Below are 24874 nucleotides of genomic sequence, written 5' to 3' on the forward strand. Positions count from 1 at the left end.
GACTGGTGATTATCGCTTGTTATCCATTACTATAAATAACAAGCGCAATAATGGTTTAATTAATGATTAATTTGATGATTGCTGTTACGGGATGATGTTTACTGTAACTGAGTAAAAAAACATCCAATTCAGCTAGTTATAGGTCATTAATATCCGTGTAAACATCATCTAATAGTTCAGAGGTAATTGTTTCGCGGAACTCTTCGTGAACAGGTAAGCTGGCTTTAACAAACACCTGTATTTGCTCAGGCGTTAGCTCGGTCACTTCGGTGTGCTTTTTAATATTATCCAACGCATCAGCTTCTAACTGATCCGTTAGGTCGCGTGATAGATCACGCCCGTAGTTAAATGCATTCGTCATCACCAGTTTTAAATCATCTGGTAAAGAAGCCCAAGCCTTATCATTCATAATGGCCGCGTAACCATGATAAGCATTTGAGGTTAAGGTCATGTACTTTTGAACTTCGTAAAAACGTTTACTAGTAATATTAGCGATTGGGTTTTCTTGCCCTTCAATCACACTTTGTTGTAAACCGTTATACACCTCTGAATAAGCCATAGCCGTTGGGTTAGCATCAAAGTTACGGTAAGTACTTAATAAGATTGGTGATTGCATAGTACGCATCTTCAACCCTTTTAAGTCATCAGGGCTAGTGATAGGACGTACATTGTTAGTCATATGACGGAAACCAGCACCCCAAAAGTTAATCGCATGCATGCCATGCCCATCTAAAGTATCTAGTATTTTACGACCGGTTGGACCATCTAATACTTTTTTCATCACTTGTTTAGAAGGCAGTAAGAAAGGTAAATCTAAAATTTGTACTCGAGGCTCAAAGTTCCCTAGCGTTGCCGTAGGTGGGATAGCGATTTGTACCATGTTCATTTGCAACTGTTCAATGATTTCAACATCACCGCCTAGTTGTCCTGCGGGTAACACCATCACATTGATGCGCCCATCAGATTTTTCATTTACCTCTTTAGCAAAAGCACGTACAGCTTTCCCATTAGGTGTTTGATCGCTCAGAACATGTGCAAAGGTGAAGTTAAATTCAGCCGCCAAGGTTGACGTACTCATGAATAATGTCAATGCTGCTAGTATGGTTTTTTTCATCATATTTCCCTATCGTTCTTCAGTTAAAGTCCAGTTAATCTTGCGAAGAAAAAACAAACATCAGCTCTGTGTTTGTCTTTTGATAGTTTCAAATTAGCCCCTTAGCAACTTAAAAACAATAGAGGTTTGTTTACAGTAGGTGTTAAAAAATTTACAATCGATAGGATTTATTTGCTTTAAAAGTAAACAATTCCTCATTATACAAGGATGATAAATGAGCAATGATAGCCCGGATTTATTATCAATAAATTGGAATGATCTAAAGTATTTCATCGCCTTAAAACGCTATGGACGACTCTCTTCTGCCGCGCAAAAGATAGGATGCTCTCATGTCACGATTGCCAATCGCATAGAACAGTTAGAAAAATCAGTGGGCACTAAACTGTTTTATCAAAATAACCTTGGGTTCCACCTCACTAAAGCAGGTGAAAACCTACTGCCTTATGCAGAAAAGTGTGAAAGTACCCTACTGCTGGCCAATGAAAAATATCGTAATGAATTAAAAACTCGATCTACCATTCGAATAGGAGTGACTGAGGGATTTAGTAACTATTATTTAGCCAGTCGTTTACCACGTTGGTTGCAAGAGCAAGAGATAAACGTAGAGCTTATCTCATTAGCCAGCAATACCTTTATTACTAGCGGTAAAGTAGATATCAGTATCACTGTTGGGCCGCAACATGGCTCAAACATCATTCAGAAAAAACTAGCAGATTACACACTTGGCGTATTTGCTAGTAAAGACTACATGGCGAATCATCCAGTTATTAAGGCTAAATCTGACCTAAAAAACCACCCTTTTATTGGTTACATCGAAGAACAAGTGTTTACCAAGCAGCTCAAGTACCAAAAGAGATCTCCCCCACCGCCAGCTTCGTTTATAAGTCCACCACGATAGGCACACAAAGCCAAGCCATTAGGTCAGGTTTAGGATTAGGGATTCTGCCGCATTTTGTTGCCTATGATGATAGCGACATCATTCAGGTATTACCCAGTCTGTCACTCTCCAGAGAACTCTGGATATCAACCAGCAAAGACTTACACCAGTTCAAAGACCTCAAACTCACCTGGGACTTTATCTACAATTCATGCCAATCAGATAAACATATATTTCATTGTTTGAACTAGTACAACATTGAACATCATTAATAAGAAGCGGCAGTTATCAAGCAAAGCTTGATATGCGGGGCGCTGGCTTCAGCCAGCAGTGTATGCGAGTCATCGCATACTGATATTAATATTAAAAACAACAATGCTCAAAAGAGACTGCAGCAAAAAACAATAACAAGATTGAACATCACTAATAAGTAGCGACAGCTATCAAGCCAAGCTTGATATTCGGGTCGCTGGCTTCAGCCTGCAGTGTATGCGAGTCATCGCATACTGATATTGAAGATGGCAATATGAAATACTGAGGTAAACAGACTGCAGCAAAAAAATAACAACACCAAAACAAGCAGGCTAAAGCCAGCGCCCCAAGGTCAAAATACATTTCGTAAGTTTGATAAATAACGTAATCATAAAAATTTTGAACATCACTTGTAAATTGTGTCAGCTATCAAGCCAAGCTTGATATTCGGGGCGTTGGCTTCAGCCTGCAGTGTATGCGAGTCATCGCATGCTAATATTGAAGACGGCAATACCAAAATACTAAGGCAAATAGACTGCAGCAAAACACAGTAACAACATTGAACATCACTTGTAAATTGTGGTAGCTATCAAGCAAAGCTTGATATTCGGGGCGCTGGCTTCAGCCTGCAGTGTATGCGAGTCATCGCATACTAATATTGAAACGGCAATACCAAAATACTAAGGCAAACAGAGTGCAGCAAAACCCTAAACATGCCGGCTAATTCACGTAACGTTCATAAATAAACTGAAGCTGTTAAACAAAGTGCAGAAAAGCACTCCCTACAAGAGCAAAAAAGCGAACGGTTAAGTTCGCTTTTTATTCTTCATTTCAATGGTTTGTTTAATCACATAACGATGATTAACCAATAACACTACCTAGTTGGAAGATAGGTAAATACATGGCAACAATTAAACCACCGACAACAACACCTAATACCACCATGATCATCGGCTCTAATAAACTGGTTAAACTATCTACCGCATCATCAACTTGTTGTTCATAGATATCCGCGACCTTCGCTAACATGCCATCAATATCCCCCGACTCTTCACCGATCATGACCATTTGTGACACCATGTCCGGAAAAGCATCGGTGGTTTTCATGGCCACATTAATTTGCATACCGGCCATTACTTCGGTACGCATTGCAAGCACTGCGGTTCTGTAAACATAGTTACCAGAAGCACCAGCAGCTGACAGTAATGCATCAACTAAAGGGATACCCGCAGCTGAGGTAGTTGATAAAGTACGCGCAAAACGGGCAACGGCAGCTTTATCTAAAATAGGGCTAATAACAGGAATCTTTAAAACAAATTTATCGGTATTATTACGGACTTTCTCACTGCCTCGATGCGCTCTTTTAAACAGGAAAATAGCTAAAAACACACTACCGATAACTAGATACCAATAATTTTGAACAATATCTGAAATTCCTAATACAAACAAAGTAAACGCAGGTAATTCAGCACCAAAACCAGAGAAAATATCTTGGAACTGCGGGATAACAAATAACAGCAATAATAAAGTAACCACAAAAGCCACTGCAATAACTGCTGCAGGATAAAACATCGCTTTTTTAATTTTAGATTTTAACGCTTCTGATTTTTCTTTATAGGTAGCGATACGATCGTAAATGGTATCTAAAGCACCAGACTGCTCACCCGCTTCTACTAGATCACAGTACAGATCATCAAAGTGTCTTGGGTAAGAGCGTAAGGTTTGCGACATTGGCGTACCAGTTGCCACTTCATTGGCTATCGAGGTCATCAACTTACGTAGAGAAGGCTTTTCATTACTTTTAGCGATTAATTCTAAGCTTTGTACCAAGGGCACACCGGCATTAAGCATAGTTGCAATTTGTCGTGACACAATGGCGATATCCATTGGCTGAACTTTATCACCAAAGGAAAACAGTGATTTAGGCTTCTTTTTAATGCGAGTAACACTCACACCCTGTTTGCGTAATTCTACTTTGACTTCATTTTGGCTAGCGCCTTGCAACTCACCTGAAACCTTAGCCCCTTTACGGTTTATACCATTCCAACTAAAGGTATTTAACTCAATGATAGTGTTATTATTCGCCATGGAAATTCTCTTAATGAAGTTATTTAATATAGTGAAATACAGACAAGCTATATCTCATTTTTTATATTTTTTGACTATACTTTTTCTACTTTATTAGTGCTTCGCCATTGCTTTTAACCTATAAAAGCAATGGGGGATATTTCCAGATCCTTTAGGTGATACGGGTAACTTCGTTAAGGCTGGTGATACCATTTAATGCTTGTTTGATGGCAGACTGTCTTAAGGTGTACATACCAGATTGCTGTGCGGCCTCGGCAATCTGCATAGCGTTACCTTCATTAAGAATAATATGCCCTAATTGCTCAGACATCTCCATGACTTCATAAATACCGACACGGCCTTTGTAACCATCGGTACACTTTGAACAGCCAACAGGTTGGTACAAATTATGTTTTTCAGCGAGTTGTGCTTCAGTAAAACCAATATGCAATAATTCTGAGTCTGAAATTTCTAGCGGCGCTTTACACTCACTGCATAAACGACGCCCTAATCGCTGTGCGATAATCAAGGACACCGATGAAGCGATATTAAAGGCGGGCACGCCCATGTTTAGTAAACGGGTCAGGGTTTCTGCCGCTGAGTTGGTATGCAGCGTAGATAATACCAAGTGTCCGGTTTGTGCCGCTTTAATACCGATTTCAGCCGTTTCTAAATCACGGATCTCACCAACCATCACAATATCGGGATCTTGACGTAAAAACGAACGTAATGCAGAGGCAAAGTTTAAGCCTGCTTTATTATTAATCTGTACTTGATTAATACCGGTTAAGTTGATCTCTACAGGATCTTCGGCTGTTGAGATATTACGCTCAACGGTATTTAAAATGTTTAGTCCGGTATACAAGGAAACGGTTTTACCACTGCCCGTTGGACCAGTGATTAAGATCATACCTTGCGGTTTAGCTAAGGCGCTGAGGTATTTGGCTTTTTGTTCGTCTGTATACCCTAATTTATCAATATCGAGATTCGCCGCCGAAGAATCGAGGATACGCATTACGATCTTTTCCCCCACATGGTGGGTAAGGTACTGACACGTAAGTCGATATTACGTTTATTGGATATTTTCAGCTTAATACGGCCATCTTGCGGTAAACGACGCTCTGCGATGTCTAGCTTAGACATGACCTTCAAGCGCGCTGAAAAGCGGTTAGCTAGGTTAACCGGTGGAGAGGCAAACTCATGTAAAATACCATCCACACGGAAACGAATACGGTATTTTTTTTCGTAGGGTTCAAAGTGTAAATCCGACGCACCTTTACGCACTGCATCCAGTAATACACCATTGATATATTTTACGATAGGTGCATCATCATCGACAGCCTGCGCTTCATCTAAACGCGACTCTGATTCATCAACTTCAATATCATCGATACTGCCCATATCTTCTAGAGAGCTGGTGCCGTCATCTAAAATAGCATCAATAACTTCGGTCAGTTTCGTTTCTTCGATTAACAGGGCTTCAGTGTGCATACTAAAGCTAAAACCAAAGTCTTCTAACGCAGAGACATTGGTCGGGTCGGCCATGGCAATATACAAGGTTTTTTGTTGCGCATAGACAGGCAAGACATGATGCTTCTCTATTAGCTTGGCATGCAGAAATTTTTCAGAGATCTCTTCAATATTCAAACTATCTATATCTAATAGAGGAACACCATACTCTTCAACACAAAACTTTAATAACGTTTCACTATCAATGAAATTATTTTCAACAAGATAAGTGGTTAAGGCTTTCTGTTCAGAAATAGAGGAAGTAGTAATTTGTTGCAGTTTATCTGGATTAAGTAAACCACGAGCGGCTAAGCTAGATGCCAAGCCGCTAATATTATGAATGGCCATTAAATATTAACAGATACCAGCTTCAACACATGAACCGCCAGTCGTCCATTCAATTCTACCTGTAGTTTCATCAACATCTGCTTGTAAAGTATAAGTTTCGCCACCTGATGCTGTAGCACCAGATTCTATAGCAGTGATTAACGGAGCTTCCGCATCACCATCATATTTGACACTTAGAACATAGCCAGATGCTGTTGCTTGTGCAGCAGATGCTTCAGGGCATAATGCATAACTCAATTGGTCAGCACCTTTAACTTGAGCACAAACTTCTAGCGCACTTTTCAGAGGAGATGTAGCGACAACCACTTCAGAAAACTTAGCTTTTTCTGTGTATGTGTTATAAGCAGGCAGTGCCACTGCTGCTAGAATACCGATAATCGCGATAACGATTAACAATTCAATTAATGTAAAACCCTGTTGTATTTTTTTCATTTTTATATCCTTAAGCTTTGTTTAGTATTGTTTTAGTGTATACCAAACAATAATTGGTTTTTAACTTATATTTTTCTCTTCCCACTTATCTCAGTTAGTGATGCTAACAAGCTAAGTTATCATTAAAAAATAATCCTGTTAATTTGCTGTATATTAGTAACTGTTATTTTGTAACGGTTATTTTCCAAAATAACGATTAATTAGCAACAACTGCTGGTCAGCCATTATAGTTAATAACGATTCACTAAATAATTACCTAAGCAACTAAATAGTTAGCAATTATTCACCATGATGACACTTACAGTCTTGTTCCCTTTATCGTTGTTCCGTCATTTATAATGACTGTATATAAAATAGTTTTTATTTTCAAAAAAACCAGTTTAATTGTCACATAATGTTACGTTACACAAAAAAGTTACTTTTTACTATTATCATTGTATTGTCAAAAGCCGTTATCAATGACTTAATCTTAACCATCATTAAGAAAATAGTAGTCACCCCCACTTTAAACGAATTATTTATACCAAATTATTAATAGATAAGTAAAGGTTAAATAACCATCATCATCAATAACAGCTTAAAATAGTTCACTTTTATCTTATAAATCAACCTAGCTCCCATTATATGGGCACATTGGGATAAATTATTTATCATCAAGCAAGGTAAAAAGCAGTTTATAGCGACAACGTGACACTTTTATTGAAATTTAAAGTCAGCCAATTACCTCGCACTAAGTATGGCTGACGTTATTTACATAAAAGGATCCTAACAAGCCGCATACAACGGCTTGGGTGTGTTCAGAGGTTAAAAATACACCGCATTAAACCAAAGGTGCACAAAAATACTTGCGATATAACCTAATGCAATCACAGGTGCCCATTTTAAGTGTACGCCAAAGGTATAAATGCCCCGCGCCTGGCCCATTAATGCCACACCTGCGGCGCTACCAATGGATAACATGCTACCACCGACACCAGCAGTTAATGTCACTAATAACCATTGGCCTTGGCTCATCACTGGCTCCATGCTTAATACCGCAAACATCACAGGAATATTATCCACAATAGCCGATAATACACCTACGGTAATATTAGCGTAGGTTGCATCCCAATTGCTGTACATGGCTTCAGAGATCATGCCTAGATAGCCAATAAATCCTAAACCACCCACACATAACACCACACCGTAAAAGAATAACAAAGTATCCCATTCCGCTCTTGCTACCTTATTGAAGATATCAAAAGGTGCGCCATCACCTAAACCACGAAGGCGCTCATGCTCTTTTTTATCCACGGTATGCGCCATGGCAAATTGATAATGGTTTTTCTGCGTTTTACGTAGGAAGAAAGCAAAGAACTGTAAAATACCTAACCCAGTCATCATGCCTAATACGGGTGGCATACCTAAGAAAGAATGGCCCGCGACCGCAAAGAAGATAGTTAATAAAAACAGACCAACAATACGTTTAGCGCCACGCTTCATGATCACCACTTCACCGTCACCTTTTGCTTGGTCCTTAGAGATAAAGAAGCTCATGATGATAGCAGGTACTAAGTAGTTCACCGCAGAAGGGATAAATAGCGCAAAGAAGGTAGTGAATTCCACCATGCCTTTTTGCCAAACCATTAGAGTCGTAATATCACCAAAGGGACTAAATGCACCACCGGCATTTGCAGCGACAACGATGTTGATACAAGCAATGGAGATGAATTTTTTATTGTTGCCACCCACTTTCATGACAATTGCACACATTAATAGTGCAGTTGTTAAGTTATCGGCAATTGGCGAGATAAAGAAAGCTAACACGCCGGTTAACCAGAAAATCAAACGTAGTGTAAAGCCTTTGTTAACCATCCAAGCGCGCAATGCATCAAACAATTGACGCTCTTCCATAGCGTTAATATAAGTCATTGCTACTAACAGGAAGAAGAACAGCTCAGCATATTCTAATAGGTTATGACGAAAAGCGGCTTCCGCATCATGGCTCATACCATGTTGAGAATAATAAAAGCCAATCATGCCCCAAATAATACCCGCTGCTACCAACACAGGTTTTGACTTACGAAGGTGTATAACATCCTCCAACATCACTAAACAGTAGGCAATGGCAAAAAATAGAATGGCCGCATAGCCAATGCCATGTGAAGTTAAATCAATGGTTTCTCCGGTACTAGCAAACAAACTAGAAGAGAAGAACACGGTAAAAAAGGTCAATATGACACCGAGTCGTGTGGGCAGCTTTAACATTACGTTTTCCTTAAAGTAAATAAATTGAAGCATTAAATTTCGCCCGATTCTAGCATAAGCTCTGACTGGTAATGTACGCTCACAAAGTGCTAAATATTAAAACTTTGAAGCCTGAGACTGTACAAGCTCAAATTTTCAAAAATAATAAAATTAATCAGATAGATAGCTTATATAACCCAACTTTTTTCGAGCAATAATTTAAGCAGGTAGAGGCGATGTTAACGCTTAACAAATACAGAAAAGATAAAGTAGATCAATAAACCCTCAATTATTGTCCTAAAATATGATTAATAGCCGTGCATTGTGATAATTTCGCTTGTTGTGGAACAACACGTAATGTCGATACGCTGAGTTTATCTATTTTTAAGGTTAAAGCATGATCTAAAGGGATTTTTAAGAAGTGGCTAAGAATAGATCGAATAACACCAGCATGGGTTATCAATACAATATTTTGAGCTTGCTTTGCTCTCAAGAGAGAATCATTGAGTTGAAGCCAAGCGGTTACAACACGCAAATCAAACTGCCGTGCACTTTCTCCTTTGGGGAATTGATAGTCGAGTAAATCAGCATTCCAATCTTCGATGGTTTGTTGGCCGATAGATTGCCAGGTTTTACCTTCCCATTCACCAAAGTTAATCTCTTGAAAAGCATTCTCCATTTTTAAAGGAATAAAGGTTAGTTGAAGACTTTGTTGTAAGCCCTTTGCTAAGTTTAAGCAACGACTTAAAGGGCTACTGATAATTTGCATATTTGCAGTTTTTAACTGCTTATTTTGAAAATAATCGATGAATGATTGCAGGTCTTTTTCGAAACTATCCGTCAATTCACAGTCTAGCTGGCCGTAGCAAATATCAGAAGATAAATTTACCGCACCGTGACGCACTAGGTAAATGTTATGAGCAATAGGAAAGTTGTTTTGATTTGTGTCAGACATACCTTCCTACCTTTAGCTTAAACTCGCGAGACAAATCAGCACTATCAATAACTCATTTAACTGCTGCAATAATCCTAAGCAATCACCAGTGTAACCATCAATACTATTATTAAAATATCGCTGCCAGAAAAAAGAATTAGCAATTAACAAACATAAAACCGTCAAAGCAGTGCTGAATGGCAGCAAAAACAGCACCAATAAGCTTAACAAGACAGTTGTTACAAAATAGGACTTTGGTAAAGCCTGTGAAGACTGTGTTGATTTACTGCTTTCATCTAATCTTGCATATTGATTGTATTGCATTATTAACAAGGCACTTGCTCTACTTAATACTGAAGCAACAACAAATGTAATAAACAGCGTTGAGCTACTTAACTCAGCCAATTGGGTGAGACTGATTAACTTTAATGCGAACAGCATAATTAACGCGATCACACCGTAAGCACCAATTTGGCTATCTTTCATAATCGTTAAACGTTGTGCTTTATTATAACCCCCGCCAAAACCATCAGCGCTATCTGCTAATCCGTCTTCATGTAAAGCGCCAGTAAATAATAGCCCAACTATTAACATCAGCAATACACTAAGGCTTTCGTCAAAAAACAGGTGAGTAAATGAATAAGCTAAAAGGCACAGAAACGCATACAACAAACCAACAAAAGGAAAATAGGCATTCCCTAAATGAAAAGGGTAAGCTTTAAAATCCGTTGAAGCAGGGACAGGTACACGTGAGAAAAAGGACAATGCATAGCAGCATAACGTCCATTGTTTAGTGATTGCCTGCCTCATTTATATTTAAACCTTATTCATTGGTGCAATTAACTGTTAGTGAGTATTTACTGACCACTGTCCGAAACACCTGCATCATTAAAAGATGCCATCTCATTTAAAAAAGCTAATGCAGACACTAACAAAGGATACGCAACCGCTACACCAGAACCTTCACCCAAACGCATCCCTAAATTTAATAATGGCGTTGCTTGCATATTAGTTAAAAGCAATTGGTGTGCTTGTTCATCAGATTGATGACAGAACTGCGTATATTGTAGAAAGTTTTCATTTATTTCACTGGCTACGAGTGCCGCACTTGAAGCGATAAAACCATCCACTAATACTAACATGGATAGTTCAGCGGCTTTTAACATCGCACCGACCATCATGGCGATTTCAAATCCCCCACTTTTTGTAACACAGTAAGTGCATCGGTATTTTGTAACTGATGCGCTTGTATTGCTTGGTCAATGACCTTCGCTTTTGATAACACAGTTTGGTCAGTGATACCTGTGCCTTTACCAGCACACTGCTGACCTGATAAAGATAATAGTGCCGACATGATAGCAGCAGCAGACGTAGTGTTAGCGATACCCATTTCGCCAAATCCAATGACATTACAACCCGCTTTATGTTGCTGTAAAACAATGTCAGCACCTTGTGCAATAGCCGCCTCACATTGTTGCTCAGTCATCGCAGCATGCTGTGCAAAATTTTCTGTGCCTAAGGTAATAGGCTGATTAATAAAGTTATCGGCTTGAATATGGTCGAAGTTAGCCTTAACACCGGCATTAACTATTTTTAAGTCAATATTGTGTTGTTTAGAAAAGCAGTTAATGGCAGCGCCACCTTGCAGAAAATTGAGTACCATCTGCTCAGTAACAACTTGTGGGAATAAGCTCACGCCCTCTTCTGCCACGCCATGATCCGCAGCAAAAATAACTACGCTCGGATGAGTAAAGCTTGGTGTTAGAGTTTGCTGTAATAACCCCACTTTAAATGCTACAGATTCTAATAGGCCTAAACTACCTTGTGGTTTAGTTTTAAGGTCGATTTTTTCTTGTAAAGCATCAACAAACTCTTGGCTGACTTTATCTAATGGGGCAACAATATCAAACACACAACTTCCTTACTCGAGGTTACTTAAATCAATTAACTCATTGAATACACGTTTATTATATCTAAGTTCACATTATATGAGGTAAATACAAGATTTTATCTTATGGTAAATCAATTTTATAACAATCCAAGCCTTTACTAGGAATAAATACGTTAATTAGTAGACAATTCCCCCTAAACACAATCTTTGCTTTATAATGTGCTTTTTGTTTTATTGTATTGGAAAATCTCATGTCATTTGCATCGCTTGATCTTGATCAGCATTTATTAAACGCCGTTGCTAAAATGGGCCACACACGCCCTACAAGTATTCAAAACCTAGTGATCCCACCCGCAATGGATGAACGAGATATCATGGCCAGCGCGCCAACAGGTACAGGTAAAACCTTAGCTTTCTTGCTACCTGCGGTACAACGCTTGATTGATTACCCTCGTCGTAAAGGTGGCTCTGCACGTATTTTAGTATTAACGCCAACCCGTGAGCTTGCGGTACAGATCAGTGAAGTCGCAGAGCAGTTAGTGGAAGGCACTAAACTAGTTGTGGGTAACATTATCGGTGGTATCTCATATCAAGAACAAGAAGATACCATTATGGGCTCTGTGGATATCGTGATTGCGACTCCAGGGCGTTTAATGGAATACATTGACGCTGAAGCCTTTGATTGTCGTGAAGTTGAATGTCTCGTTTTAGATGAAGCAGACCGCATGTTAGACATGGGCTTTATCGCTGAAATGGACCGTATTGCAGGTGAAGCTCGCTGGCGTAAAATGACCGCTCTTTTCTCTGCAACATTGGAAGGTAAAGGCTTACGCGAATTTGCTCGTGACGTATTAAAAAACCCAGTTAAATTAGATGCAGAAGTAACACGCAGAGAAAGCGGTAAAATTTTACAGTATGTGCATCTAGCGGATAACCCAGAGCATAAATTAAAATTATTAGCTGCAATCCTTGAGCAAGAACCAGAGCATGAACAAGTATATAAGATGATTGTATTTGTAAAAACCCGCGATCGTCTTGCGCAATTAGTCGCACAACTTGCAGAGCTGAATATCCGTTGTAACTACCTACGTGGTGAAATGGACCAAGAAAAACGTAATTTATCATTACGTCAGTTCAAAGAAGGCACAACTAATATCCTTATCGCCACTGATGTTGCTGCTCGTGGTATTGATGTACCTGATATTACGCATGTAATTAACTACGATATGCCACGTAGTGCAGATGTTTACGTGCACCGAATCGGTCGTACAGCCCGTGGTGGTAAAAAAGGTACTGCTATTTCAATTATCGAAGCACATGATATTGATATTCTGGCTAAGGTTGAACGTTATACAGATCAAATCTTAAAACGCCGTGTGATTAAAGGTTTACGCCCTGCTCATAAAGAAGCTAAAACAAGTTTACGTAAAACTAAAAAACCTTTAACTAAAAAAGGCAAAGCACGCGAAGAAGAAGTAAAACGCCTGCAAAAAGAGAAGCGTCAAAAGAAAAAACAAGATATGGGTAAACAGCGTCACCGTGCCATTAAAGCTAAGGGTAAGCCAAATTGGGCCGGTAAAAGCAAAAACCAAGAAGAAAACGTTGATAAATAATTAAGTTTATCAACAATATTTGTCAAAACAGTTAACTTCTCTTAGAATTGAGAAGTTAACTATCTGAGCTTACAGACAATTATTTTCAGACTGTTATAGTAATTATAATAAAGGTTTTTATTTTTCTCAGCTGAAACTGTCTAAAGGTCAATTATGCGTCTATCTTATCCATTGTTAATTTCAACGTCATTAATCACCCTATTATCAGCCTGTACTTCTGCCCCACCTAAAACCAATACACAAACAGTGAGTGAAGTTTCAACAACTCCTCAAGCTACGCCTTTTTCTCATATATTAGGCACTAGCTTTAGAGGGCAACTTAGCTATAAAAATAACCAAGCTTATTTCACCCCTTGTGATGATCCTGAGCAATACGCAATTCAAACAGAAGAACCATTAGCTGAAATTTATCAGCAGATAGGCAATAGTAAGTCAGAGCCTGTTTATATAGAGTTTGCAGGTGAAATAAGTTTTACAGATAAAAAGTCTAGTAAATCCGTCGTAACGCGTATCGATAAAGTGCACCATATGGCTTCTGCAAAGTCATCATTACAGTGTGCTAAAGCCGTTGATAACTTTAGTTTTAAAGCAACCGGTGACATGCCCTACTGGCGTATTAACATTTATGACAACCAGCTCTATTTTGCTGCTAAAACCAGTAACCAGTCTTACACCATCACCAACTCAAAAATAGAGAGTGGAAGACAACATACACTGCACGCCATTGATGACAATGATCAACGTCTGACCTTAAAAATTGAACCTGAGCAGTGTTACCTTTCTGACCATAAAGAATACTGGGGTTACACCACTAAAGTAGAAAGTGTGGATGGTCAGTTTTTTGGTTGTGGTGAGCTAGGCGAGTTAGATAATGACCAAAGTTATACGGGTGAATATTTCAGCCAAGCGATCCAACAGCAAGATATCAACTTGTCTTTAAACGACAACCATACTGTGGTCTTCCAACAGGGTGAAATCTCAGAGCAGAACATTAAAACTGGTTTTTGGAAAAGTAATACTCCTGATACCGTGGTAGTGATGCTTACTAAAGAAGGTGATAAAAATATTCGTGAAGAACTAGTCTTCAAACGAGAAGGTCTGAGTTTATCTTGCACCGAAATCAATAAAGATAATGTACTCACACCACTCGATCACCCAATTACCTTTGACAAAATGAATGCTAAACATGGCGATCTAGACAGTGAAACTATACAGGTAACACGCCAATTTTCTCCGCAACAATTAGATGCGCCGAATCAAGTTGATGTAGAAGTACAACAAGCGGTGCGTCAATACTTTAAGATACATAGAACCGATCCTAAAAACACCCGTTTTAACTCAGTTCGCTTTGACCTAAATAGTGATGGTAAAGAGGAAGCCATTGTTTTATTAGATTGGTGTTCAAGTAATGGCTGCGAAATGTTGGTCTTTGAAGAAAAAGACAAAGGTTTAGTGTTTTCTAGCCGAGTTTCACGTATTGAAGCGCCTATTGAGGTTGCTCAAACACAACACTTCTCATGGCAGGATTTGTTAGTCAAAAAAGATCAACAATGGTTACAACTAGAGTCCGACGGATTAAGTTATCCACTTAAAGTGACTGATGCTAAGGCAGTTGATGCACCATTAGAATCAACTGGTGTGTTGTTATTTTCTCAAGGCAGACCAACCACTTGGTTTTCAATTAAATAATACCAATCATAGTAAGTAACTGATCTATTTTACTTGTTAAAACAATTTATTTTTTCGTTGTAAGTTTCGCATAGGGAACAACCATTTACATCAACTTACGCCTCAAACTAAGCCATTTTTCCGGCGCAAAATTTAGATCAGTTATTTAATACAATTGGTATAACAAACAATAACGTTTAATAGCAAAGCATAAAAAAGGGGCTGTATCGAATAAGATACAGCCCCTTTTTGTAAATACTTGGTAGTAAAACTACTGCGGTGTTGTACCTTCATAGATATGTTTAAAGAAAGCTTTTTCAAAAAGATATACTGAAGCTTTTTCAACTCTTGGTATCACTGCATTAGTCACACTGTTTGCTTGGTTATAACCGTTAATCATTAATACAAACAACTTATCACCCGTTGGCGTTTTCACAATCCCAACTAAGTTCGCAACGCCTTTTAATGATCCAGTTTTAGCAATGATCTTCCCTTTTAATGCTTTGCTATTCACACCCTTATGATATTTTAATGTGCCATCAACACCAGCAACGGACAAACTACCCAACAAACCTAACTTAGCGTCCTGCTGATAAACAAATTTCATCACCGACATAAACAACTCTGCACTCATTAAGTTATGACGAGATAAACCAGAGCCATCAGCAATATAAGCATTCTCTAAATCAATGCCCTGCTCTTTTAATATCAACTTCATCGCTTTAGTGCCATTACGAAAGTTACCTGGCTGCTTAAAGTAATGGGCACCTATAGTTTTAAATAAGCTATCGGCAATCAGGTTATCTGAATCCTTCATCATCTGCTTCAATAACACAGGTAAATTCGGGGAAAGGTGTGAAGCCATAACAGAAGAAGATGGAATGCTTGTTTGGTAAGCTAATGTAGCCACTTTCACATCACCGATTAGATTGATGCCTGCCTTTTTCATTTCCGCGGTGACAATTTTTTGTGCATAGGTATTTGGATCGTTAACAGCAAAAGCTAAAGGAAAAGCACGTTTACGTGGAACCATGCAGCCCCATAGATGATATTTATTATGGCTATCGCGAGTTAATTCTAAATCACAAAACAACGTATCACGCTGTTCTTTGGTGACTACATCAACATCTGCTGTGATATCTACAGGTTCATAATCAGGCACAAATAACCTTGCCTTAGTGGCCTCTGCAGAAGTCACACTTAAGTTTCCTTGAACACAGTTTCGATTAACTATAATGGCACTAGTCGGAGAGGTATAACAAACTCCTAAATCATTCCAAGCCTGGCCGTTACTCCATTGGTAACCGTTAAAGGCACTATTATCTAATAAAAAATCACCTTCTATTTTATTCACACCAGTTCGTTTTAACTGCTGTAATAACTGCTTAATATGCTGACGTGTTAGCATTGGGTCGCCGGAGAAATGTAGACGTAAATCCCCCTTATAAATGCCTCCCTTTAACTTGCTTTTATCACCTTGAATAACGGTCTGGTAACGGAAGTCGTCACCTAAGGTTAATTTAGCTGTAGTAGCCGTTAATAACTTTTGTACGCTGGCTGGGGTTTTTAGGGTTTCTTCTTGAAAACTGGCAATGGTTTTCTGGTTATCCGCTTCTAAAACCAGGTAAGAGACCTGTGTACCTTTAGGTAATAGGGATTGTAACTGTTGCCATTGTTGCGCTAAAACACTTGTACTTAAAACACTACTGATAAAAAACAAACACACTTTTAACATATAAAACCACTTAATCGAGAAATCAATTTTGAGGATAACCTTTATCACCACACCATGCGATGAAAATTTAACAGATTAATAAATACAAACCTATTGGATAGTAAGACAAGGTTAGTGATATAATTTTGCGCGTTATCTGCTTCACTTATCCCAGAACTTGGCCAGACAATATGAGTGTAAAAAAATGAATAATCCGCTGTACCAGAAAAATATCATTTCCATCGCCGATCTATCTCGTCCCGATTTAGAATTAATTTTAGAAACTGCCCACTCCTTAAAACAAACTCCCCAACCAACCTTATTAAATAACAAAGTGATCGCTAGTTGCTTCTTTGAAGCATCAACACGTACTCGCTTATCTTTTGAAACCGCAGTACAGCGTTTAGGGGGCAGTGTCATTGGTTTTGACAGTGGCGGTAATACATCACTGGCTCAAAAAGGCGAAACCCTAGCGGACTCGGTAAAAGTCATCTCATCTTACGCAGATGCTTTCTTTATGCGTCATCCGCAAGAGGGTGCAGCTCGTTTAGCCTCTGAGTTTACTTCTGTACCGGTAATTAATGGTGGTGATGGATCAAATCAGCACCCAACGCAAACCTTATTAGACCTATTCACCATTTATGAAACTCAAGCGCGATTAGATAACCTTAATATTGCCTTTGTAGGTGATCTGAAATATGGCCGCACGGTGCACTCTTTAGCACAAGCTTTGTCGCTGTTTAACTGTAATTTTTACTTTATTTCGCCTGAAGCATTAGCTATGCCAGACTATATTATTGAAGAGTTAACAGAACGTAATATTAATTTCTCTTTGCATACGAGTATTGAAGAAGTCGTTGATGAATTGGACGTGTTATATATGACACGCGTACAAAAAGAGCGCTTTGATGAAACTGAGTATCAACATATGAAATCAGCTTTTCTGTTAAATGCAGGTATGTTGAATAATGTAAAAGACAACCTAAAAGTATTACACCCATTACCACGTATTGATGAAATTAATCAGGATGTGGATAGCACACCTTATGCTTATTACTTTCAACAAGCACAAAACGGTGTATTTGCTCGCCAAGCATTGCTCGCTTTATTATTAACTAACCACTTTCAAGCAAAGCCTTAGGAGTTGATCATGCAAAAGAAATTACAAGTAGAAGCGATCGAGCAAGGTTCAGTAATTGACCATATTCCTGCGCAACAAGGTGTCAAGATCCTTAAATTTTTTAAATTTACACAAACCAATGAAAAGATCACCATTGGGCTTAATTTGGCGACTCAAAGTGGCGAAAGCAAAGATTTAATCAAAATTGAAAATACCTTCTTTAATGATAAACAAGCTAACCAATTAGCATTATTTGCTCCTCATGCGACAATTAATCAAATTAAAGATTTTAAAGTGGTTAATAAGTTCAAAGTGCAATTACCAAGTTCATTTATTGATGTTTTATCCTGTCCTAACAGTAATTGCATCAGCCATAATGAGCCTGTTCAAAGCCGTTTTTATGTGAAACAAAAAAAGACCTTGAAACTAAAATGCCATTACTGTGAAAAATCTTTTGAGCGCGCAACTTTTGACGAGTTAGATTAATTAACCTTGGTTAAAAAACATTCAACAAATATCCTAGAATAATATTGAATTAGAGTGCGTTACGTTTATACTGATTACAAACTTCATCATTAAAAGTGAGCATTTATATGCAATACAATACTTCTGTTTTATGTGATATCTACGCCGATACGATTGATGTAGCTGAGCCGCTATTAACCAATTTTGGTGGACGCAACTCTTTTGCCGGAGAAGTGGTTACCGTTAAGTGTTTTGAGTCGGTAGGTTTAATTTATCAGGTGCTAGAAGAAAACGGTGCAGGCAAAGTGTTATTAATTGATGGCGGCGGTTCATTACGACGCGCGTTAATCAATGCACACATTGCAGAACTGGCCGTGGAAAACGATTGGGAAGGTATTGTGGTCAATGGTTGTGTACGCGAAGTGGACTCGCTAGAAGAGATGGATATCGGTATTCAAGCTATTACAGCGATGCCAGTGGGCGCAGATGACGACGAAATTGGTGAGGTAAACTCTCCAGTTAACTTTGCAGGTGTCACTTTCTTACCGGAAGACTTCTTATACGCTGACAGCACTGGGATTGTTATTTCTCCAGAGCCTTTAGTATTAGATGACGAAGACGCCGATGAAGAAGATGTTTTCTAATCGTTAATATAACGATTACAAGCATAAAAAAACCAACATTAATGTTGGTTTTTTTATTTACAGCACTCTAAAGTAGCGATTAGTCTACGTTAGTTTCTGCTTGGTCAATTTTTCCAACTAATGCACTTAGGCGATCTTGCCATTGCTGATGCTCAGTATTTAGACGGTCATTTTCTGATTGTAACTGTTCTGTTTTACCGGCTAGGTTTGCTTTATCTTCTTTAAGCTCTTCAATTTCCATTTGCAGCAATGCAATAGTCTCTACAGCTTGGTTAATTTTGTTTTCTAATTTTTCTAATAGCTCGAATGTCATTTAAAGACCCTTAATACAAAGTAAATGGTTAACTGGAATCCAACGAGAATAAGCATTCCACGGCGCTTATTCAACCTTTGTTTTAATTTTTACGAAAAAAAGATGTAAATCGTCTTTAAAGTCTCACTATGTTAACCTTCTCACTGCAATTTGGAATTATTTGAGAGGAAAAATGTCAGCACAATTAACTAAGGGTAAGTATCAGCATTACAAAGGTAATTTTTACCAAGTAGAAGATATTGCTATTCACAGTGAAACCGATGAAGAGATGGTAGTATATCGCCCTTTATACGGAGAAGGACGATTATGGGTAAGACCGTTATCTATGTTTGTAGAAGATGTTGTGATCGATGGTAAAAGCCAGCCTCGCTTTGCCTTGGTAAACGAAGATTAACCGTTAAATCGACCACTGCCATTTACCCTGTCACAAACACTGCTCCATGGACAGGGAAGGCATATCGCAAGAAGGCTTTCCCACCACTTTCGCCGGTACACCTGCAACGGTTGTGTGTGGAGGTACTGCCTCTAATACCACACTACCCGCACCAATTTTAGCGCCCATACCAATTTCGATATTACCTAGCACTTTGGCTCCGGCACCAATCATAACGCCTTGGCGGATTTTAGGGTGACGATCGCCACTCTCTTTACCCGTTCCACCTAAAGTAACGCCTTGTAAGATTGACACATTATCTTCAATCACAGCGGTTTCACCGACAACAACACCCGTTGCATGGTCAAACATAATCCCTTTGCCAATAGTGGCAGCTGGATGCACATCCACACCAAAAATCACTGAACTACGATTTTGCAAATAAAAAGCTAAAGCAATACGCTTTTCTTGCCATAACCAGTGCGCCACGCGGTGAATTTGGATGGCATGGAAACCTTTTAAGTACAACAGTGGAATCGAATACTCTTCTACCGCAGGATCTCGGTCTTGCACGGCTAAAATATCTGCCATTGCGCTTTCAATCAAACCTGGGTCGCTTGAAAAAGCATCATCGATCACTTCTCTTACTAAGATACCCGGCATAGTGCGGCTGTCTAAACGATTTGCTAATTGATAGCTCAACGCTGAGGCTAAATCTTTATGATTCAAAATAGTTGAATGGAAAAAGCTAGCTAAAATAGGCTCATTAGCAGAACTATCCCAAGCCTCTTGTCTGATCTTCTCCCAAAGGTTTTTTACGTTACATTGCATTTTTTGTCCTTAAACTATTTTGTATCGTTATTTTGTTGATGGCTCAGCTAGTATTGCATCAAGAGAGTTTTTTTCTGGCACCACTGAAATGGGATCAAGATGAATTAAGATATCAGCACCAGGAAAATCAGTTTCTAAGATTAACTCAAGATCATCTGCTTTCTGATGCGCATCAAATAAACTTTGCTCATCATCTAACTCTAAATGTAATTGTATAAATTTAACATATCCGGAATAACGGGTTCTTAAATCATGTACACCACGCACACCTTTTACACTGTAAGCACGTTTAATAATTAATTCTTGGTCTTCTTGAGGGAGTTGTTTATCCATTAATGCATCAATAGATTGGATACCAATTTCCCAGTGCACCATACAAAATAAATAAACTAACACCAATGGCAAAGACTCCATCCGCCCAATGCCAACCATAGCTGGCTAATATAATCGCTAATAGCACTGACCCATTTAGCATTATATCGGTACGGTAATGTAACGCATCCGCTTTAATCGCCATACTATTGGTTTTTCGTACTACATAGCTTTGAAATAACACCAATGCTAGCGTGACCAGTAACGAAAATATCATTACTGAAATCCCCACACTACTCGCATGAATCTGTTGATTATTGATTAAAGCAGAAATACCATTAATCATTAAAAATATAGAAGACCCAGAGATAAACGCAGCTTGCGCTAAACCCGCTAAACTTTCAGCTTTACCGTGGCCAAAGCGGTGCTCTTTATCGGCAGGTTGCAATGCAATTTTAATAGCAAACAAGTTAATAATTGATGTTGTTACATCCATCAAGGAATCAGTCAAAGCCGCTAAAATACTTGAAGAACCTGTCATCACCCAAGCAACTAACTTAACAATAATAAGCAATGAAGCAGCGATAATAGCGGCATGGCCTGCACGCTTAATTAAATAAGCGTATTCTTGCGATTGCGATGATTGGGTCACGTTAACACCACTTTGAAAATAGTTGGGCAGGTATTATACCCATTATGATTTTATATACAAAAAACCGCTAGTATGTTTTTCATCCACTGAGAATAAGCAGGTGAAAACATCTTCAAATTAGCTTGGCTAGCTTTATACAGAAACAGTATAACTTGTATTTTTATCCACACTAATCAATCAATTAAATACAATATATAAAACATAAATGTAGGTATTGATAAGTTTTTAATGTCTTCTCACCATAGCATTAATATTTCATTGCTTTTATTTTCCGTCAAACACCCATAAAATAAACCTTTGCCGTATTTAAACTTATAAAACAAGAGTAAACAGATGATTGAAGTTGCATTATACGAACCTGAGATTCCACCTAATACCGGAAATATTATTCGCCTGTGTGCTAATACAGGCTGTGTATTGCATTTGATTGAACCACTTGGCTTTGATTTAGATGAGAAAAAAGTAAGACGTGCAGGACTTGATTACCATGAGATGATCAATGTGCATATCCACAAAGATTACGATACGTTCTTAGCTGCGGTTGAAGGTAAGCGTTTACTAGCCTGTACCACTAAAACCACTACTTATCACCATAATGCAAACTTCCAAGATGGTGATGTATTACTATTTGGTCCAGAAACTCGTGGTTTACCAGCAAGCATTTTAGATGCATTGCCATTACAACAAAAACTACGCATTCCAATGCGTGAAGATAGCCGTTCAATGAACCTATCTAATGCTGTATCGGTATTTGTTTACGAAGCATGGCGTCAACTAGACTTTCCAGGGGCAGTATAAAGGCGAGATTCGGGGTGAGAGATACGAGATACGAAGTTAGAGATTTGAGATACGAGCATCTAGCCCCTCGCATCTCTCATCTAGCCATTTAAATCTACCCCCTCGGCTCTAACAGCTGTACTAATAACTGCGCGGTTCTTTGCCCTCTGAACTCATTGACATCCAAGCTATAGACGCAGAACACTTTTTTCACCGACAGATTAGGCCACACTTCAGGGTCAATATTAAAGGCAATGGCATCAATTAACTTTCCCTCATGCTCTAACATCATTTTAAGGTGTTTTTGACCAACGATACGTTGTTGTTTTAATTCGAATACACCATCAAAAACTGGCGCGGGAAAACCTTGTCCCCAAGGGCCTGCATCACGCAACTCTTGGGCGATACATAAGTCTAATTGATCCGGTGTTAACTGGCCGTCAGATAAAATAACATTCTGTAATAGATGATCTTCTACTTGTTCTGCTAACACTTTATTTAAGGTGTCGTTAAATAGTGCGAAGTCTTTCTCCGGCAAACTCAGGCCAGCAGCCATGGCATGACCACCAAACTTTAAAATGACACCAGGAATAGTTTTATCCACTACATCCAACATATCGCGAATATGCACACCAGGAATAGAGCGAGCTGAACCTTTAATTTCGCCGTCATTAGCGCGGGCAAAAGCAAAAGTAGGACGGTAATACCTTTCTTTAATACGTGAAGCCACCAGCCCTATCACACCTTGATGCCAATCGGCTTCAAATAAACATAAAGCTAAGGGTAAGTTAGCTTGGTCAATGGAGAGCTTTTGCAAGTTAGCAAGCGCTTCCTGTTGCATGCTTTGTTCTATCTCACGGCGCGACACATTTAAACCATCCAACTCGGTTGCTAAGGTATTAGCATGTAATGGGTCATTGCATAATAGCAGCTCAACACCATGGCTCATCTCATCTAAACGCCCTGCAGCATTAAGTCTTGGACCTAATGAAAAACCTAAATCGCTAGCCACCAGCTGTTGTTGATTACGTTTGGCAACTTGTATTAATGCACTAATACCAGGACGGCAATATCCCGCTCTAATACGGGCTAACCCTTGATGCACTAAAGTACGGTTATTACCGTCTAATTTCACCACATCAGCGACTGTGCCTAATGCGACTATGTCTAAGAAGTTAGCCAAGTTAGGCGCAGGGAATTGTGTAAAACAGCCTTTTTCTTGCATTAATGAGCGTAACGCTAGCATTACATAAAAGGCTACACCCACACCGGCTAAGTTTTTACTCGGGAAATCACACCCTACTTGGTTAGGGTTAACAATGGCATCGGCAATCGGAGTTTCTTCGCCGGGTAAGTGATGATCGGTAACTAATACTTTTAATCCACACTGTTTAGCATGAGCGACACCGCTGATACTAGAAATTCCGTTATCCACTGTCATTAACAGTTCAGCGCCCTGCTGCACTGCTAAATCAACAATCTCTGGACTTAAGCCATAGCCGTAATCAAAACGGTTAGGTACAAGGTAATCAACTTGTTGGAACCCTAACGCACGTAATGACAATACGCTTAATGCGGTGCTGGTTGCACCATCGGCATCAAAGTCGCCAACAATAATAATTTTTTGCTGACTCAAATAGGCTTGATATAACAAATCACAGGCATCATCCATCCCTTTTAATTGGCTGGCATGAATTAAGGTTTTAGTGCTGTTATCTAGCTCGGCATTCTCAGTGATACCGCGGCTCGCATAGAGCTTGGTTAACAAAGGGGAGCAGGATAATGACAATATACTATCGTCACACTGAAGTGGGCGTTGTTGGATTTGTGTTTTGTTGATTTCTGAAGACATAAAAACTGCATGATAAGGAATTATCAATGCAGTTTACAAATAGCCGCTGTACTAGTCTATTTTTTTGTTCTAATACTTGCAGTAAACGGTCTGGTGGTAAGTAACCTGGCATAGCCGTACCGTCTTCTAAGAAGATAGTCGGTGTACCAGTAATCCCTAATGCAACACCCAAATCATATTGTTCTTTCACTGTATTATCACAAGTAACAGGTTCAATGTTACGACGTTTTTTAGCGTCATCCATCGCCCCTTTTGGATCATCAGAACACCATACCGATACCATTGTATGGTAAGCATTTGAGTTAACGCCACCACGAGGGAAAGCTAGGTAACGCACTGTAATACCTAGGTCATTGTACTCTTGCATTTGTGAATGCAATTTCTGACAGTAAGCACAACTGGTATCAGAAAATACGGTGATCACGTGCTTTTCATCATCTGCTTTATAGATGATCATATCTTTTTCGAAGTCTTTAATTTTTGCAAAATGTTCAGCAGTATTTGCTTTACGCACTTCAGCTACTTTAGCGCTGGTTAAGTTATTCATGCCATTATCTAAGTCATAGATATCGCCATTTAATAAAAACTGCCCATCTTCACTAATGTAATAGATAGCCCCTTGGCTAACAATTTCATATAAACCTTTTACAGGCGACTCATCGATAGAATCCACTTCTACTTTTAATGATTGTAACTTTTTAGTAAGCAGTTCATTTACTTCTGGTGAAATAGCCGCAAAGCTATTGGTGCTAAGTAACACCCCAGCAAGTAATGCACCTACACTTTTTTTAACGTTCAATATGGACATCATGACCCCTGAAAAATTAAATTAATGACGATTGATTATGCCTATCTTGCTGACTAATGTGAATGCCTTTATATCTCATATT

21 protein-coding genes and 2 pseudogenes are annotated in these 24874 nt (G+C 38.9%); 8 read left to right on the plus strand and 15 right to left on the minus strand.

Going from position 1 to position 24874, the window contains the following annotated elements; all coding sequences use genetic code 11:
• Positions 1-136: 136 nt before the first annotated feature.
• A complete protein-coding gene (locus ACLKL2_RS07915; RefSeq protein WP_113820599.1) occupies positions 137-1117 on the minus strand; it encodes a TRAP transporter substrate-binding protein in 981 nt (326 codons plus the stop codon).
• 211 nt (positions 1118-1328) lie between these two features.
• Between ACLKL2_RS07915 and ACLKL2_RS07920 the strand changes: the two genes are divergently transcribed.
• Positions 1329-2012, plus strand: a complete 684-nt coding sequence (locus tag ACLKL2_RS07920) for a LysR family transcriptional regulator (protein WP_413693998.1) — start codon at positions 1329-1331, stop codon at positions 2010-2012.
• 1092 nt (positions 2013-3104) lie between these two features.
• On the opposite strand, the gene ACLKL2_RS07925 is transcribed toward ACLKL2_RS07920, so the two are convergent.
• The 7 genes and pseudogenes from ACLKL2_RS07925 to cobT form a co-directional block, all read right to left on the minus strand.
• A complete protein-coding gene (locus ACLKL2_RS07925; protein ID WP_413693999.1) occupies positions 3105-4331 on the minus strand; it encodes a type II secretion system F family protein in 1227 nt (408 codons plus the stop codon).
• Between the two features lie 151 nt (positions 4332-4482).
• Positions 4483-6167, minus strand: a pseudogene (pilB, locus tag ACLKL2_RS07930) (type IV-A pilus assembly ATPase PilB).
• A 6-nt stretch (positions 6168-6173) separates the two neighbouring features.
• A complete protein-coding gene (locus ACLKL2_RS07935) occupies positions 6174-6599 on the minus strand; it encodes a pilin (protein WP_413694000.1) in 426 nt (141 codons plus the stop codon).
• Positions 6600-7403: 804 nt separating this feature from the next.
• Positions 7404-8846 carry a sodium:proton antiporter NhaD gene (gene nhaD / locus ACLKL2_RS07940; protein ID WP_413694001.1) on the minus strand — a complete coding sequence of 481 codons (1443 nt, stop codon included), beginning with the start codon at positions 8844-8846 and terminating at the stop codon, positions 7404-7406.
• Positions 8847-9114: 268 nt separating this feature from the next.
• A complete protein-coding gene (gene cobC / locus ACLKL2_RS07945; protein WP_413694002.1) occupies positions 9115-9780 on the minus strand; it encodes an alpha-ribazole phosphatase family protein in 666 nt (221 codons plus the stop codon).
• A gap of 12 nt (positions 9781-9792) precedes the next feature.
• Entirely contained in the window at positions 9793-10569 is a 777-nt protein-coding gene (locus ACLKL2_RS07950) for an adenosylcobinamide-GDP ribazoletransferase (RefSeq protein ID WP_413694003.1), read from the minus strand.
• 47 nt (positions 10570-10616) lie between these two features.
• A pseudogene (gene cobT, locus ACLKL2_RS07955) lies at positions 10617-11671 on the minus strand (nicotinate-nucleotide--dimethylbenzimidazole phosphoribosyltransferase).
• A gap of 230 nt (positions 11672-11901) precedes the next feature.
• Between cobT and srmB the strand changes: the two are divergent.
• Positions 11902-13263 carry an ATP-dependent RNA helicase SrmB gene (gene srmB, locus ACLKL2_RS07960; RefSeq protein ID WP_413694004.1) on the plus strand — a complete coding sequence of 454 codons (1362 nt, stop codon included), beginning with the start codon at positions 11902-11904 and terminating at the stop codon, positions 13261-13263.
• Between the two features lie 153 nt (positions 13264-13416).
• A complete protein-coding gene (locus ACLKL2_RS07965) occupies positions 13417-14952 on the plus strand; it encodes a hypothetical protein (protein WP_413694005.1) in 1536 nt (511 codons plus the stop codon).
• 250 nt (positions 14953-15202) lie between these two features.
• On the opposite strand, the gene dacB is transcribed toward ACLKL2_RS07965, so the two are convergent.
• On the minus strand, positions 15203-16666 hold the full coding sequence (gene dacB, locus ACLKL2_RS07970; RefSeq protein ID WP_413694006.1) for a D-alanyl-D-alanine carboxypeptidase/D-alanyl-D-alanine endopeptidase: 1464 nt from the start codon (positions 16664-16666) through the stop codon (positions 15203-15205).
• Positions 16667-16850: 184 nt separating this feature from the next.
• Between dacB and pyrB the strand changes: the two genes are divergently transcribed.
• From pyrB to rraA, 3 genes are all read left to right on the plus strand, one after another.
• Entirely contained in the window at positions 16851-17786 is a 936-nt protein-coding gene (gene pyrB, locus ACLKL2_RS07975) for an aspartate carbamoyltransferase (protein WP_413694007.1), read from the plus strand.
• A gap of 9 nt (positions 17787-17795) precedes the next feature.
• Positions 17796-18251, plus strand: coding sequence for an aspartate carbamoyltransferase regulatory subunit (gene pyrI, locus ACLKL2_RS07980; protein ID WP_413694008.1), 456 nt, complete (start codon positions 17796-17798; stop codon positions 18249-18251).
• Between the two features lie 107 nt (positions 18252-18358).
• Positions 18359-18874 (plus strand): ribonuclease E activity regulator RraA, encoded by a 516-nt coding sequence (gene rraA / locus ACLKL2_RS07985; RefSeq protein ID WP_113820587.1) that lies wholly within the window; start codon positions 18359-18361, stop codon positions 18872-18874.
• 79 nt (positions 18875-18953) lie between these two features.
• On the opposite strand, the gene ACLKL2_RS07990 is transcribed toward rraA, so the two are convergent.
• Positions 18954-19187 (minus strand): cell division protein ZapB, encoded by a 234-nt coding sequence (locus tag ACLKL2_RS07990; protein WP_113820586.1) that lies wholly within the window; start codon positions 19185-19187, stop codon positions 18954-18956.
• 172 nt (positions 19188-19359) lie between these two features.
• On the opposite strand from ACLKL2_RS07990, the gene ACLKL2_RS07995 reads away from it, so the two are divergent.
• Positions 19360-19581: a DUF1653 domain-containing protein gene (locus ACLKL2_RS07995; protein ID WP_113820585.1), complete on the plus strand. Its 222-nt coding sequence runs from the start codon at positions 19360-19362 to the stop codon at positions 19579-19581.
• A gap of 30 nt (positions 19582-19611) precedes the next feature.
• Here ACLKL2_RS07995 and cysE read toward each other — a convergent pair whose 3' ends face one another.
• The 3 genes from cysE to ACLKL2_RS08010 are packed head-to-tail and all read right to left on the minus strand — an operon-like array spanning position 19612 to position 21355.
• Positions 19612-20391 carry a serine O-acetyltransferase gene (gene cysE, locus ACLKL2_RS08000; protein WP_413694009.1) on the minus strand — a complete coding sequence of 260 codons (780 nt, stop codon included), beginning with the start codon at positions 20389-20391 and terminating at the stop codon, positions 19612-19614.
• 27 nt (positions 20392-20418) lie between these two features.
• Positions 20419-20766: a cation transporter dimerization domain-containing protein gene (locus ACLKL2_RS08005; RefSeq protein ID WP_413694010.1), complete on the minus strand. Its 348-nt coding sequence runs from the start codon at positions 20764-20766 to the stop codon at positions 20419-20421.
• Entirely contained in the window at positions 20732-21355 is a 624-nt protein-coding gene (locus ACLKL2_RS08010) for a cation diffusion facilitator family transporter (protein WP_413694011.1), read from the minus strand. Before ACLKL2_RS08010 ends, ACLKL2_RS08005 begins: the two co-directional genes overlap by 35 nt.
• A gap of 333 nt (positions 21356-21688) precedes the next feature.
• On the opposite strand from ACLKL2_RS08010, the gene trmL reads away from it, so the two are divergent.
• Entirely contained in the window at positions 21689-22153 is a 465-nt protein-coding gene (gene trmL, locus ACLKL2_RS08015) for a tRNA (uridine(34)/cytosine(34)/5-carboxymethylaminomethyluridine(34)-2'-O)-methyltransferase TrmL (RefSeq protein WP_113820582.1), read from the plus strand.
• A gap of 94 nt (positions 22154-22247) precedes the next feature.
• On the opposite strand, the gene recJ is transcribed toward trmL, so the two are convergent.
• Complete coding sequence (gene recJ, locus ACLKL2_RS08020) at positions 22248-23984, minus strand: single-stranded-DNA-specific exonuclease RecJ (RefSeq protein ID WP_413694012.1); 1737 nt, start codon at positions 23982-23984, stop codon at positions 22248-22250.
• The gene (gene dsbC / locus ACLKL2_RS08025) at positions 23932-24783 is read right to left on the minus strand and encodes a bifunctional protein-disulfide isomerase/oxidoreductase DsbC (RefSeq protein ID WP_413694013.1); all 852 of its coding nucleotides are present in this window, start codon (positions 24781-24783) and stop codon (positions 23932-23934) included. Before dsbC ends, recJ begins: the two co-directional genes overlap by 53 nt.
• Positions 24784-24874 lie beyond the last annotated feature (91 nt).

Source organism: Psychromonas sp. KJ10-2, from assembly GCF_047323255.1.
In the GTDB taxonomy this organism is placed as follows: Bacteria; Pseudomonadota; Gammaproteobacteria; order Enterobacterales; family Psychromonadaceae; genus Psychromonas.

What these genes read in the sequence shown, in the direction of transcription:
- cysE (WP_413694009.1), bottom strand. Translation starts at nt 20,391, where the DNA reads ATGCAATGTAACGTAAAAAACCTTTGGGAGAAGATCAGACAAGAGGCT.
- nhaD (WP_413694001.1), bottom strand. Translation starts at nt 8,846, where the DNA reads ATGTTAAAGCTGCCCACACGACTCGGTGTCATATTGACCTTTTTTACC.
- ACLKL2_RS07915 (WP_113820599.1), bottom strand. Translation starts at nt 1,117, where the DNA reads ATGATGAAAAAAACCATACTAGCAGCATTGACATTATTCATGAGTACG.
- pyrI (WP_413694008.1), top strand. Translation starts at nt 17,796, where the DNA reads ATGCAAAAGAAATTACAAGTAGAAGCGATCGAGCAAGGTTCAGTAATT.
- ACLKL2_RS07935 (WP_413694000.1), bottom strand. Translation starts at nt 6,599, where the DNA reads ATGAAAAAAATACAACAGGGTTTTACATTAATTGAATTGTTAATCGTT.
- trmL (WP_113820582.1), top strand. Translation starts at nt 21,689, where the DNA reads ATGATTGAAGTTGCATTATACGAACCTGAGATTCCACCTAATACCGGA.
- ACLKL2_RS07990 (WP_113820586.1), bottom strand. Translation starts at nt 19,187, where the DNA reads ATGACATTCGAGCTATTAGAAAAATTAGAAAACAAAATTAACCAAGCT.
- pyrB (WP_413694007.1), top strand. Translation starts at nt 16,851, where the DNA reads ATGAATAATCCGCTGTACCAGAAAAATATCATTTCCATCGCCGATCTA.
- ACLKL2_RS07925 (WP_413693999.1), bottom strand. Translation starts at nt 4,331, where the DNA reads ATGGCGAATAATAACACTATCATTGAGTTAAATACCTTTAGTTGGAAT.
- ACLKL2_RS07965 (WP_413694005.1), top strand. Translation starts at nt 13,417, where the DNA reads ATGCGTCTATCTTATCCATTGTTAATTTCAACGTCATTAATCACCCTA.
- ACLKL2_RS08005 (WP_413694010.1), bottom strand. Translation starts at nt 20,766, where the DNA reads ATGGTGCACTGGGAAATTGGTATCCAATCTATTGATGCATTAATGGAT.
- ACLKL2_RS07920 (WP_413693998.1), top strand. Translation starts at nt 1,329, where the DNA reads ATGAGCAATGATAGCCCGGATTTATTATCAATAAATTGGAATGATCTA.
- ACLKL2_RS07950 (WP_413694003.1), bottom strand. Translation starts at nt 10,569, where the DNA reads ATGAGGCAGGCAATCACTAAACAATGGACGTTATGCTGCTATGCATTG.
- dacB (WP_413694006.1), bottom strand. Translation starts at nt 16,666, where the DNA reads ATGTTAAAAGTGTGTTTGTTTTTTATCAGTAGTGTTTTAAGTACAAGT.
- ACLKL2_RS07995 (WP_113820585.1), top strand. Translation starts at nt 19,360, where the DNA reads ATGTCAGCACAATTAACTAAGGGTAAGTATCAGCATTACAAAGGTAAT.
- rraA (WP_113820587.1), top strand. Translation starts at nt 18,359, where the DNA reads ATGCAATACAATACTTCTGTTTTATGTGATATCTACGCCGATACGATT.
- recJ (WP_413694012.1), bottom strand. Translation starts at nt 23,984, where the DNA reads ATGTCTTCAGAAATCAACAAAACACAAATCCAACAACGCCCACTTCAG.
- srmB (WP_413694004.1), top strand. Translation starts at nt 11,902, where the DNA reads ATGTCATTTGCATCGCTTGATCTTGATCAGCATTTATTAAACGCCGTT.
- cobC (WP_413694002.1), bottom strand. Translation starts at nt 9,780, where the DNA reads ATGTCTGACACAAATCAAAACAACTTTCCTATTGCTCATAACATTTAC.